This is a genomic window from Algibacter luteus (assembly GCF_900141715.1).
GTDB lineage: Bacteria > Bacteroidota > Bacteroidia > Flavobacteriales > Flavobacteriaceae > Arenitalea > Arenitalea lutea.
Genome location: NZ_FQYK01000012.1, coordinates 1 through 12,141, shown reverse-complemented (window position 1 = coordinate 12,141; position 12,141 = coordinate 1). Strand labels below are relative to the sequence as shown.

Sequence of the window (12,141 nt, the reverse complement as noted above, 5' to 3'; positions counted from 1 at the left end):
ATATGAAAAAGTCAGTCAAAATTCTTTCAGCAGTTGTTCTGCTAGTTTTAGTTAGTGCATTTAATGTTAACACACCAATAAGTGGTGGTTATCAAATTGGCGATATAGCCGAAGATTTTTCATTAAAAAATATCGATGGTAAAATGGTTTCAATGGCAGATTATAAAGATGCCAAAGGTTTCATCATTACATTTACATGCAATACCTGCCCATTTGCTGTGATGTATGAGGATAGAATACAAGCCCTCAACGAAAAATACGCGCCAAAAGGTTATCCTGTAATAGCGATTATGCCGAATAATACTGATGTTAAACCAGGCGATGCGATGCCTGAAATGAAAAAACGCGCGAAAGAAAAAGGCTTTACGTTTCCTTATTTAATGGACGAAGAGCAAAAAGTATATCCTAAGTTTGGAGCTACTAAAACACCACATATGTACGTACTGGAAAAAACGAAAAAAGGTAATGTAGTGCAGTATATTGGTGCCATTGATGATAATCATAAAGATGCTTCAGCAGTAAAAGTAAAGTATGTTGAAAATGCTGTGGATGCCCTTTTAAATGGTGAAGAAGTAACGCAAAAAGAAACCAAAGCTATTGGTTGTTCTATTAAAGTTTAAACGTTAAATTTTATAATTGGAATCCGGAGTGTAATACTTCGGATTTTTTTTCGTCTATAAATTTAGTTATCTTAATTTTGTAGGATATAATTTTAAAAGTAAATATGGAAGATTTAACGCAAGAAGAATGGGTAGAAAAATTATCAAACGATGATAACGCTGTAATATTAGATGTAAGAACCGATGCCGAAGTAGCTGAAGGTATAATACCAAACGCCATTCATATTGATATTTACAAAGGGCAAGAATTTATTGATGAAATTGAAGATTTAGACAAAAGCAAAAATTATTACGTGTATTGTCGTTCTGGGAATAGAAGCGGTAAAGCGTGCCAAATCATGGAACAGCTTGGTTTTGAAAATGCCTATAATCTTGAAGGTGGTATGTTGCAGTGGACAGGAGATATTGTAGATTTAAAAACATAATAAAATGAATCGATTTTATATTTTTCTTAGTTTAGTTTTGTCAGTATCCGCGTTTAACTGCCAATCAAATACAGAAAATCAAACCGCTAAATTAAGCCCTCAGGTATTTAAAGATTCATTGGCATTAATAGATGCGCAATTGGTAGACGTGAGAACCCCAGAGGAGTACAACGAAGGACATATTAAAAACGCTATAAACGTCAATTATCATTCTAGTTCGTTTAAGGACGATATTGGTAAACTCGATAGAGAAAAGGCAGTTTTTGTGTATTGTCGTTCTGGGAGAAGAAGTTCTAATAGTGTGGCCGATTTTAAAGCCCTAGGATTCAAAACGATTTTCGATTTAGAAGGTGGCATTTTAAACTGGCAAAAAGAAAGTCTCGATACTGTTACCAAATGATGAAATTGGCCTAAATGAAATATTGCTGGTGTATTTTATCGATAATATGATCTTTCAACTACTTTTTTTAGTACTTCACCTTTTTTATTTTATATCGCCATTATAATTTCTTTTTTTTGATATAAAGATTGCCATTTTATCCCTTATTTATTATTTTAATGGTGAATTTTTTGAAAATAATTAATTAATAGCATTTAAAATAGAAAGTGTAATGGAAAACGGTTACATCATATTAGGAATTATTGCTCTTTTATTCTTGAGCATGTATGGGTTCTCATATTTTTCTGTAGCAAGAGAAAAAATGATTCAAAAGAGAACGCAGCAAAAAGAGTTGGAAAAAGCTGAATTAAGAAGGCAAGCTCGTATTAAAAATCAAGAATTGATTGATGAGCGCGTTCGAAAATTCAACGAAAGAAAAGAAGAAATACAACATGAATTAATGTTGCTTAATAAAATGAAAGAAAAACAAAAAGCTGGTTAAGATTATTGTTTTGTTTCAATAAAAAAAAGCTCCTGAGATAAAATCTCAGGAGCTTTTTTTTGTGGAGTCGGAGAGATTAACTTTGTTTTTCACTAATGAATCCCATCCTGTAAATGTAACTTCCAGTCCTTTCAGGACTGACGCTTTAAAACAACAAAGTGCAATCAATTAAAATTGTTGCACTTTTCATGTCATAAATCGTAATCAAGTTACGCTTAATTGTGGAGTCGGAGAGAATCGAACTCTCGTCCAAACAAGTAACCAAAGAGCTTTCTACACGTTTATTCTTTTCTTGTTTTTTCGATTGCAAGCTGGTTAAAGACAACCTACTTACAACTTAGCTTCTTAATCTCGAAAAGGCAACAAAGCACTACCTAATCTTAGTCAATATTTACGATGCCTCAAAAAAGAACGCCATTAACCAAGGCTTTCTGGAGACATTTAGCTTGTACACCTAGTGTACCAAGGCTAATCCTACTATAATTCAGATTACGCAGCTAAAGCGTAGTTATTCTCGCCGTTTAAAATTTGATTTAGCCTTTTACGTGTCTCAAAATCATTACACGACGTGCTTACCGTTCAATTAATCTCGCTGTCAAAACCAGTCGACCCCAATTTTAATGTCATAGTATATTTTATCACTTCGAGTGTCCCGAATAAATTACGGGATGTATCAAGAAGTGGGCGTTACCCTTCCGGGTCAGGCTTTCGGCAGTCGCTCTCTGCGAGGAGCTCCAACAAATGCCTCAATCCTTAACGCGGGCTGCAAAGGTATCAAAAAGTTTCAATAACCTTGCATTTACACTTAGTTTCGTTCAAAATTTATACCAAACTATAAGTTTGTCAGATATTAAAAATTTTATCAATTTAGCAGGATACAATTATAAGTAATAACATGAAATTCGCCATAATAAAAGAACGTAAAAATCCACCAGACCGTCGCGTGGTGTTTTCGCCGTCAAAACTCAAAGAACTTGTAAATCAATTTCCTAAAGCTCAATTTAAAGTAGAATCTAGCGATATTCGTGTTTTTCCAGATGAGCAATATCAAGATGCTGGTTTCGAGGTGGTAAATGATGTTTCCGATTGCGATGTTATGATTGGTGTTAAAGAAGTGCCAATTGATGCGTTAATACCAAATAAAAAGTATTTTTTCTTTTCGCACACCATTAAAAAGCAGCCTTATAATCGTAAACTCTTAAAAGCTATTTTAGAAAAAAATATTGAATTATACGACCACGAAACCATTACTAACGAAAAAGGATTTCGTTTAATAGGTTTCGGACGTTTTGCTGGAATTGTAGGTGCTTACAACGGTTTTCGGGCTTGGGGATTAAAATACAATACGTGGCAATTACCAAAAGCAGGACCATTGCCAAATCAAGCGGCATTAATAAAAGAGCTTAAAAGTATTAAGCTTCCAAACATCAAAATATTGCTAACAGGAAGCGGTAAAGTATCTAACGGTTCACAAGAAATGTTAGATGCCATGAAAATTAAACGAGTTACAGTCGAGGCATATTTAAACGAAACTTTTAATGAACCTGTTTATTGTAAAATTGATGTACTGGACTATAACAAGCGAAAAGACGGAAAAGTCATTGATAATTTCGATTTTTTTAATAATCCACAAGCATATGAATCCGATTTTATGCGATTTGCTAAAGTGACAGATTATTTCATAGCAGGTCACTTTTATGGAGATGGCGCACCTTATTTATACACGCGAGGCGACGTAAAATCTCCAGATTTCAATATTAAAGTCGTTGCTGATATTAGTTGTGATGTAGATGGTCCTGTTGCTACAACATTACGAGCATCAACAATAGCAGATCCAATTTACGGTTACGACCCGAAAACTGAAACAGAAATAGATTATAAAAACGATAATGCTATTGTAGTTATGGCAGTAGATAATTTACCATGCGAACTTCCGCAAGATGCTAGCGAAGGTTTTGGCGAGATGTTTTTACAACATGTAATACCTGCATTTTTTAATAACGATAAGGATGGTGTGTTAGAACGTGCAAAAATTACAGAAAACGGTAAACTAACTACTCGTTTTTCTTATTTACAAGATTATGTAGATGGAAAGGAATAAGTTTGTAGTATATTGCACATTCTTATTTTAAAATATGTCTAAAATCGCTTTAGTTACAGGCGCAGCATCTGGTTTGGGTTATGAGTTAGCAACACTTTTAGCTAACGATGAGTATACATTATTTTTAGTAGATATTGATGCGGAAAGATTGGCGAATGTTAAAACCGAACTTAAAGAAAAGTTTAATGTTGAAGTGATTACGCTAGTAAAAGATTTATGCGAAACCAATGTGGCTGAAGATATATTTGATGCCGTTGAAGGCAAACCAATAGATGTATTAATCAATAATGCTGGATTTGGTTTGTTCGGATCGTTTGTAGAAACCGATTGGGAACGCGAATCTGAAATGCTTCATGTTCATATCATCACAACGACCCATTTAACCAAATTAGTCTTGGAAGGCATGGTTAAACGAGGTTCGGGTAGAATTTTAAATATGTCGTCGTTAGCAGCTTTTCAACCAGGACCATTAATGTCTATTTATTATGCCTCAAAAGGATTTATGTTATCGTTCTCTGAGGCCATTGCCAATGAACTTAAAGGCACTGGTGTTACGGTCACAGCATTATGTCCGGGGCCCACGAAAACAGCGTTTCAAAAAACAGTATCTAGTAATACTGGCGACAATAAAATTACTTTTAATATGGCTTCGGCTAAAGCTGTGGCCTTATATGGTTATAACTCCATGTTAAAAGGTAAAACCTATGCTATTCCGGGTAAATTCAATAAATTTTTAGCACTGTTACCAAGATTGGTAACTCGAAATGCTGCAGCCTCTATAGTTAGAAAAATTCAAGAAAAAAATAGAGATTAATTGTATTAAATTGATTATTTCAAAAGTAGTTTAGACTTATACTTCAATTTTTTCTCAAGGATTAAAACACTAATAATACCAAGCGAGTAGGCTACTAAATCGGTAACTTCAAAAGTGCTTCCTAGAAAGAGTTTCGCGACGTCATTGTTGTTTAAACCAAATAACTCTAGATAATTAGTGAGTTGTAATAACTCTATGCAGAATGCTATGGCTAAAACAATGAGTGCGATACTTATATGAAACCCTTTAATAAAGCTTTTAAAAAAACAATAAAGTAGAATAACACATAGGTAATCGCCAAAAGTATGTCTGATAAATCCGGTTTTAAAATAGATTGCAATAAAGGCTTCTGTTACTAAAAGTAGAAAAGCAAATAGAAAATATGTTTTATTAAATTGAAACTTCATTGTATTTTCTTCTTAAAGATTATTGGTATGACTTAAGTTGCCATTAATAATAAAATGTTTCATAGGTGTTTTTTGCGTTAGGGATTGTAGCGGTTAGCTTTTGCCGAGGCGTGCATCGAGGCAAAACTAGTAGCGAAAAGCGCGACCCCGCCAAAACGGGGTAACGCCCATAGCTCATTTTAAAATTAACCGTTGTTCCAATCTATTTTACGAGATACAAACATAACGATGGCTAGGATTAAGAATAAGCCTATACTGCCTACTAACAATGCGTAGTTTTCAAGTTGGATGATGACATAAATGAAAGCGTATAATGCGCTTAATGATGCCCCAATAAATAACGGAAACTTGAATGTTTTTAATATGGATTTTGAATATAACGTAATGAGTACAATTACCGAAATACCTGCAATTAAATAGGCTTTTAGAAAGTTACTGTGCTCTGAAATGGAAACTAAAAGGGTGTAAAACATGGTAAGTGCGAGACCTATCATTAAATACTGAAAAGGGTGAATATTGATTTTACTGAGGGTTTGAATGAGAAAAAACACTAAAAATGTAAGCCCGATAACTAGGAAACCATATTTTGCTGAACGTTCGCTTTTTTGATACTCGTCTACCATGACCATAAATTTGGTTCCGAATGCGAATTGGTTGAGGTTGGGTATGTTTTTTAGGTGTTGCTGCGAGAAAGCTCTGTTAATGTGAAGTACTTTCCAATCGGCTTTAAACCCGTTTTCTGTGATTTGTTTGGTTTCGTCGTTTGGTAAATAATTACCCATAAAACTTGGGTCTGCCCAATTCGAATCCATTTGCATGGTGGTGGTTTTTCCAATGGGGATAATTTCTATTTGTCGGCTGCCGTTAAAGGTTATTGAAAAGTTGAATTTTGTTGATTTTGTGGCAAAAAGTGTTTCGCCTTTTATAAACGAAGATTCTAAAACATCGAGATTGTTTTTATCATTTTGGTTGAAGTTGGTTTCGAAATTATAGGCTTTATCGTTGAGTTTTATTTGTACTTCGCTTTTAATTCCTTTTAAGTTTGATGTTTTTATGATGATGGTGGCTTCGTTCCATACTATATCTTCTTGTTTAATGCCCTTTGCTTTTAAATCGACTGGAATATAGTGGCCAGAAAAGACCATTTGCGTTGTAAATACGGCAGATTCAAAATTGCCGCGGTTAAGGGTTTTAGAATTTACATTCACTTTTGAATCGAGATTTTCTGGAAAAATATAGGCGTATTTAATGTGTGTTTGGGTTTCTTTAAAATAGGTTTTGGTTTTCTCATTATAGGTTTTGGTTTCGGTATACGTTTTATAAGGTAATTTTAAAACAGGACCGTAAACTAAAACATGGTTTCCCCATTTGCTGTTTATTTCATTGACAACATCGGTTTGCCTAAAAGCTCTTTCGTTTATTAAACTACTGATATATGATAACGGAATGAGAAGGATAATAACTAAAAAGCCTACCATTAACATGCGTGCTGTAATTGAAGTTTTAAGCCAATGGCCAATTTTGTTTTGTTGGGGATTGTTGTTTTGTGTTTCCATTTGTTTGATTTAAAAGTACTTTGAATTACAAAGTAAATTGATAAAAAAATATTTACTGTTTATTTATTAATTTTTCTAGAGCTTCAATATGTTTTTTAAACTCATGTTCGCCAAGAGTGGTGGTAGAGTATCTGGTATTTGGTTTTCTGCCAATAAATTGCTTTTCAACCTTAATGTATTCCGCATTTTCCAGAGCTTTGGTATGGCTTGCTAAATTACCATCGGTGGCTCCAAGAAGTTCTTTAAGCATATTAAAATCGGCATACTCATTTACCATTAAAACAGACATAATGCCTAATCTAATTCTATGATCGAATACTTTATTTATGTTGTTTATAATACTCATTATTGTCTAACTTCCTGCCAATGGTGTTCCGAATATACCAACCGCTAGTTCTATCCATATTAATATAATAATGGCTAAAATACCAAGTATTAATAACAGTTTGATGCTTTTTTTATTGATGTTTTGCACAACAAATTCAATTGCAACGACAGTACTAAGTAATAAGATGCCAGCAACTAAAAAATCTAAAAAAGACCAGTTAACTTCATTGGTAAATTGCATACTAATTAAAGGCAGTAGTAAAATTAGCAATATGAGAAGGACTAAATATTTTAATCTTTTGGTTATAGTAATCATGATTTTATGTGTTATTAATTAGACTTTTTGTCGAATTTTAAATACATCCAAGTACCGTAAACAATATGCATTATGCCAAACCCCATAACCCAGAACCAAAAACCATATCCAGGTTTCCACGAAGCTAACAAGCCCAATATTATTTGGATATAGCCCAAATACCTGATGTCTCCAATGCTATATTTTGAAGCATTTACCAAGGCCAAACCGTAAAAGATAAGCATTAATCCACCCGATTGGCCGTACTTGCCTTGGCTTAGAATGATTAAAATATAAAGCCCACCAACTATTAGAGGAATTAAAAAGTTAATAATTAAGCGCTGTGATGTAGCGTCCCAAATTTTAGCGTTGTGTTTTTTTGCTTTTCTAGTAGTTAAGAAAATGGCGGTCAAAATACTGACTATGGCCACCGTAATAAGTGTTAATAAGCAAGATTGAAACACCCATCCATCTAGTGTTAATATGCCATTACTGTGGTTTGTAACCAACCAATAGGCTATTGCGGCACCTATTAAAGCATAAATACCAGCTAATATTCCTGATAATCCACTTAAGGAAATAAAGCGGGATGATTTATTCATTAAATCTTTTATCTCGCTAATGTCTTTTAGATAATCTTTTGATTCCATATAAAAGTACTTTGAAATACAAAGTAAATAAATTTTATTTAATTTTCACATATAATTTTTAGTTAATTTTATAAATATTTAATTGAAGCTTATGAATCCAGCCGAAGAATATATTCTAAAAAAGGAAGAACCTTATAAGTCTATATTACTGCAATTGCAGGTTGTTATTGAGGCCGTTTTACCAAATTCTGAGATGTTATATAAATGGCGCATTCCATTTTTTTATAATAATGGTATTCCTATTTGCTTTCTCAATCAGTCGAAAGATTATGTGGATTTGGCATTTTGGCATTTTGAACATATGGATCGCTACACAGAGTATTTTGTGGGTACTAATAGGAAATCTATACGTTCATTACGTTACAAATCGGTTGAGGATATTGATGATGAAATTATAGTGTACGTACTTGAGAAACAGTTGGAAATAAATACTAATCCGTTTAAATTAATTCTGAAACCAAAACGGAAGTAGTAAAAGATTTTAATAGAATCTATTGTGCCATTATTTATATTAAGCACTGAAAAGGGTGTAATATATAAATCATAATGACATTAGAATCGCCATCTCAGAGATTTTCAGTAGACTCCTTGTATGTTAAGTATTATTCTATATGTGAATTTTAATTTCAAAAGGCATGGAGTAATTAAAAAAGAGTTTATATCGTGAAGTTAGAAATATGAAAATTTGGTAGAAATCCGCTATGAACAATTCTAAAGTGTTCTTTTTATTCCTTAAGAATATTAATTGTTTTAGTATTTCTTTAAACCAAATTTTAATAAAGAATATGCTTTAATTTGATTTTTTCAAACTCCTGTTTAACAATCCCATAGCAACATATAACACTGGAGATATTAATATTTCCTGAATGGTTCGAGCAAATCGTGTTAACATTAAACTTCCTCCAATAAACCAATCAAATAATCCAATGGAACAAATTATTAATAAACCTGAAATATGGACAATATGCCAGATAGTAGCCATCCAAGTGTCCTTTAATTTACCAAGGTGAAAAGTTCCAACAAAATAAACAGTTATTGTAATAAAAAATGTAATGATATGCCTTAATTTTCGATTTAAGGATGCGGTTTGGATGTTTTCTGCAAAATACAAGAAATACCAAGAATAAATTATTACGATTACAATAAGTCCTGATATGAATCGAACCTTATCTGATTTGTATAGCTTCATTTTTAAAATTTATGTTGCGAGAATAAACCATCCAAATTATGAAAGTTGCTGTATAAATTGAAGCTTTTGCAAGGTAATGATGCGCAAATTCAAAATAGCCATGATAATTTTCATGTAAAAAAATTAGTCCAGAACATCTTAAAATATTAGTGATGTCAAGAATAATAACCCCGATAATAACGTAAAGTACTTTACGCCAAAATTTAGAAGGCATACAGACGATAAAACCAATGTATAATACTATTAATTCTAATCCGTTACAACGATCTACAATATAAATAATTTCTTTACCCTTGTGATAAATTAAGGACGCTTCTTCTTGTGATACTTTACCAAAATAAGTCGAAGTTTTAATTTCTCTTTTTGATGTAAAGCCAGACATGGGAGTTGCTATATTTAGTAATTTAACAGTGGCTTCTCCAACATGAATGGTTAACGGATGGTCTAGAACCTTTGAATCGTAAAAGAACACCCCATAAATAATTTTCCAAACAACAAAAAACAATAAGGCTTTTCCTAAAAAAAGCCTTATTGGTAAAGGGATATCATTGATTAAAGCCTTAAGCTTTGTTATTTTTATTGTCATATAATTTCTTAACTCCAAATGCTACTGCACCTATTAACAACGCTATTAGTCCACCGTCCAAAGGCAGTGAGTCTAGGGTGTCGGTTGGTCCTCCTGGAGGTCCTTGTAAAGCGTTTAAAGTTGTGGTGCCCATGATTGCAAAAATAGCAATCAGGTTAAAAATAGTCTTAAAAAATGTGTTTCTTTTATTTTTCATAATGGTTATATTTTAATTTATATTTAATTTTTTCATGATGGTTTGTCCATGAGAACTCAATTTCACAAAATACATGCCTTGGTTTGATATAAAGCTAGTATCTATGCTTGCTTTACTTCCTCCAATTAATCCTGTTTTACTATATAATTTAGCGCCTAGAGCATCGTAGATGGTAACTTCTAAATCATCCATTCCTAATGGAATGTTTAAGTAAAACTTACCAATGCTTGTCGGGTTAGGATACAATAAAATCTGCTCCATGTTAAAAGTGTTAACTGATAAAGATGTAGCTGCATAGACTATTTTAAATCGATTCCCTGCAATAGATTCAGGTATTCCAGAATCAACAGTATATGTATAATTGATAGATCCACTTTGTGGAATTTCAGTCATTGCGGTAGTATAAGCATCAAATAGATAAGCCGTTTCACCTTGTAATGCAACACCTGTAGCAACAATTGTATAATTGGTATTTCTATAGGTGTTAATTTCTAACTGTATTTCTTCACCACTTTGAGGAGCTGCTCTATTTTCAATACTCAATAAAGTACCATTATTATTTGTTGCAAAATTCTCATCTAAGTTAGTGATTTTAGGAGCATCTAAGCCATCGATAGCATTATTTCCTTCGGTATCAAATAGAATTAATACACCATCTACTGCCGACTCATTATTAGCTAGAGCACTACTTTCATATAATGATAAAGATATTTGACCAACACTTTCATTGGCTTTATCAGAAGTTTTAAATACGTTGGTTTCCGGTTCAGAATTGGCTTTACTTGCTTGGGTAAAACTTAATGATGATTCGCCAGCATCTTGAGTATAAACCCAGCCTGCTTGACCTGCTTGTAAAAACTGATTAGCATCTGAATCACTAGGAACAGCCATACCGGTTGAAGCAATAATAGTCGTATAAGCCCCTCTATAGCCTAATGTTGGATCCCAAACCCAGTAATAAGTCGGATTTATATTAGTTGCATTGGTAGTTAATACCGCATTCATATCTACTTGTGATTGGAAAGGATTCCCAACAGCTATAAAGCGTTGTTCAGGAACAGAAATTGCTACTGTACTCGAACCTTCGTTTTCTGCAGTTAATTCTCCTGTTGCACTTAAAGTAGTAACGGATGGCGTTGCATTATTATTGGTTAAATCGGTATTTCTATCACCTCTAATTAGGATATGATACATAGTATCCGGCATTAAATTAGTTGCATTGGTATTAGCCATTTGCACATAATTATAGGCGTCGTTATCAAAAACATACATAGACGGATTACCAGAACTAGTGGTGTCAAAACCATTGGCTCCAGAATTGGACCCTGTAATATGAGTGTTTTGTTGCCAGTTCTCAGAAATAGGAGTACTAGTGGCTACCGGCGAAGCTAATTGTCGGTAAGCTCTTTTTGCTGGTATATATCGCTCAACTGTATAATCTCCTATAAAAGTACCTGTTCCTGAACCAATATATGCAGATCCAGTTGCATCTGATTCGAAGGTTGTCATACCATTATTAGTTACTGTACCATGATTAGTAAGTACAGTATTAGGGCTCATTGTTAATGAGGCATTGTTTTCAATCAAAAGACTTAAACCCTCATCAATGTTAAGATTGTCTGTTAATAGTGGGTAACTGTTGCTTTCTACATCTGGTATAATTACATTATTTGTAGGTGTTAAACCTGGTGCGTTATTACTTAACCAGTTGCCTGCATTCGTCCAATCAGAATCAATTGTACCAGACCAAATAAATGTTGAAGGTTCAACTGTGTCAGGTGTTCCTGGGTCACAATCATCATCAATACCATTGTTTAATATCTCTGTATTTCCTGGGAATCTAGCCGCATCATTATCATCACAATCGGTATCGGAGTTTACACCATCACCATCGGCATCTTCAGTGTCTGGTGTATCTGGGTTACAATCGTTATCTATTCCATCATAAAGAATTTCAGTAGCTGAAGAGTTAACTGCTGGGTCATTGTCATCACAATCCGTATCAGAGTTTTCGCCATCTCCATCAGCATCTTCAGTGTCTGGTGTATCAGGGTTACAATCGTTGTCGATACCATCGTAAAGAATTTCAGTAGC

At 33.5% G+C, this 12,141-nt stretch carries 16 protein-coding genes and 1 other RNA gene; 7 read left to right on the top strand and 10 right to left on the bottom strand.

All coding sequences use genetic code 11. From position 1 onward, the window contains the following. The first annotated feature begins 2 nt into the window (after positions 1 to 2). From BUA46_RS14660 to BUA46_RS14645, 4 genes are all read left to right on the top strand, one after another. On the top strand, positions 3 to 620 hold the full coding sequence (locus BUA46_RS14660; protein ID WP_019388813.1) for a thioredoxin family protein: 618 nt from the start codon (positions 3 to 5) through the stop codon (positions 618 to 620). Positions 621 to 724: 104 nt separating this feature from the next. After that, a complete protein-coding gene (locus tag BUA46_RS14655; RefSeq protein ID WP_019388812.1) occupies positions 725 to 1,045 on the top strand; it encodes a rhodanese-like domain-containing protein in 321 nt (106 codons plus the stop codon). Positions 1,046 to 1,049: 4 nt separating this feature from the next. Further along, the gene (locus BUA46_RS14650; RefSeq protein WP_019388811.1) at positions 1,050 to 1,445 is read left to right on the top strand and encodes a rhodanese-like domain-containing protein; all 396 of its coding nucleotides are present in this window, start codon (positions 1,050 to 1,052) and stop codon (positions 1,443 to 1,445) included. A gap of 211 nt (positions 1,446 to 1,656) precedes the next feature. After that, positions 1,657 to 1,926: a hypothetical protein gene (locus BUA46_RS14645; protein WP_019388810.1), complete on the top strand. Its 270-nt coding sequence runs from the start codon at positions 1,657 to 1,659 to the stop codon at positions 1,924 to 1,926. 219 nt (positions 1,927 to 2,145) lie between these two features. On the opposite strand, the gene ssrA is transcribed toward BUA46_RS14645, so the two are convergent. Next, positions 2,146 to 2,539: a transfer-messenger RNA gene (gene ssrA, locus BUA46_RS14640) on the bottom strand. A gap of 282 nt (positions 2,540 to 2,821) precedes the next feature. Here ssrA and BUA46_RS14635 point away from each other — a divergent pair. Both BUA46_RS14635 and BUA46_RS14630 read left to right on the top strand, forming a co-directional pair. Further along, complete coding sequence (locus BUA46_RS14635) at positions 2,822 to 4,027, top strand: NAD(P)-dependent oxidoreductase (RefSeq protein WP_019388809.1); 1,206 nt, start codon at positions 2,822 to 2,824, stop codon at positions 4,025 to 4,027. A gap of 34 nt (positions 4,028 to 4,061) precedes the next feature. Further along, the gene (locus BUA46_RS14630) at positions 4,062 to 4,841 is read left to right on the top strand and encodes an SDR family NAD(P)-dependent oxidoreductase (protein WP_019388808.1); all 780 of its coding nucleotides are present in this window, start codon (positions 4,062 to 4,064) and stop codon (positions 4,839 to 4,841) included. 14 nt (positions 4,842 to 4,855) lie between these two features. Here BUA46_RS14630 and BUA46_RS14625 read toward each other — a convergent pair whose 3' ends face one another. The 5 genes from BUA46_RS14625 to BUA46_RS14605 all read right to left on the bottom strand — a co-directional run bounded on the left by BUA46_RS14625 (position 4,856) and on the right by BUA46_RS14605 (position 8,076). After that, a complete protein-coding gene (locus BUA46_RS14625; protein ID WP_019388807.1) occupies positions 4,856 to 5,248 on the bottom strand; it encodes a ribosomal maturation YjgA family protein in 393 nt (130 codons plus the stop codon). A gap of 185 nt (positions 5,249 to 5,433) precedes the next feature. Then, positions 5,434 to 6,804, bottom strand: a complete 1,371-nt coding sequence (creD, locus tag BUA46_RS14620) for a cell envelope integrity protein CreD (protein ID WP_019388806.1) — start codon at positions 6,802 to 6,804, stop codon at positions 5,434 to 5,436. A 52-nt stretch (positions 6,805 to 6,856) separates the two neighbouring features. Further along, the gene (locus BUA46_RS14615; protein ID WP_019388805.1) at positions 6,857 to 7,150 is read right to left on the bottom strand and encodes a winged helix-turn-helix domain-containing protein; all 294 of its coding nucleotides are present in this window, start codon (positions 7,148 to 7,150) and stop codon (positions 6,857 to 6,859) included. Between the two features lie 6 nt (positions 7,151 to 7,156). Further along, a complete protein-coding gene (locus tag BUA46_RS14610; RefSeq protein WP_026010158.1) occupies positions 7,157 to 7,447 on the bottom strand; it encodes a hypothetical protein in 291 nt (96 codons plus the stop codon). Positions 7,448 to 7,461: 14 nt separating this feature from the next. Then, complete coding sequence (locus tag BUA46_RS14605) at positions 7,462 to 8,076, bottom strand: hypothetical protein (RefSeq protein WP_019388803.1); 615 nt, start codon at positions 8,074 to 8,076, stop codon at positions 7,462 to 7,464. A gap of 91 nt (positions 8,077 to 8,167) precedes the next feature. On the opposite strand from BUA46_RS14605, the gene BUA46_RS14600 reads away from it, so the two are divergent. Then, positions 8,168 to 8,548 (top strand): DUF1801 domain-containing protein, encoded by a 381-nt coding sequence (locus BUA46_RS14600; protein ID WP_019388802.1) that lies wholly within the window; start codon positions 8,168 to 8,170, stop codon positions 8,546 to 8,548. A gap of 318 nt (positions 8,549 to 8,866) precedes the next feature. Here the strand turns inward: BUA46_RS14600 and BUA46_RS14595 are convergent, their stop codons facing one another. The 4 genes from BUA46_RS14595 to BUA46_RS14585 form a co-directional block, all read right to left on the bottom strand. After that, positions 8,867 to 9,265 (bottom strand): hypothetical protein, encoded by a 399-nt coding sequence (locus BUA46_RS14595; RefSeq protein ID WP_019388801.1) that lies wholly within the window; start codon positions 9,263 to 9,265, stop codon positions 8,867 to 8,869. Continuing rightward, a complete protein-coding gene (locus tag BUA46_RS14590; RefSeq protein ID WP_019388800.1) occupies positions 9,243 to 9,851 on the bottom strand; it encodes an exosortase/archaeosortase family protein in 609 nt (202 codons plus the stop codon). The genes BUA46_RS14595 and BUA46_RS14590 overlap by 23 nt, the downstream gene beginning before the upstream one ends. Next, a complete protein-coding gene (locus BUA46_RS15055; protein WP_143148154.1) occupies positions 9,826 to 10,047 on the bottom strand; it encodes a PID-CTERM protein-sorting domain-containing protein in 222 nt (73 codons plus the stop codon). The genes BUA46_RS14590 and BUA46_RS15055 overlap by 26 nt, the downstream gene beginning before the upstream one ends. 12 nt (positions 10,048 to 10,059) lie before the next feature. Continuing rightward, positions 10,060 to 12,141: T9SS type A sorting domain-containing protein (locus BUA46_RS14585; RefSeq protein WP_143148153.1), on the bottom strand; the 2,082-nt coding region annotated here is incomplete at its 5' end.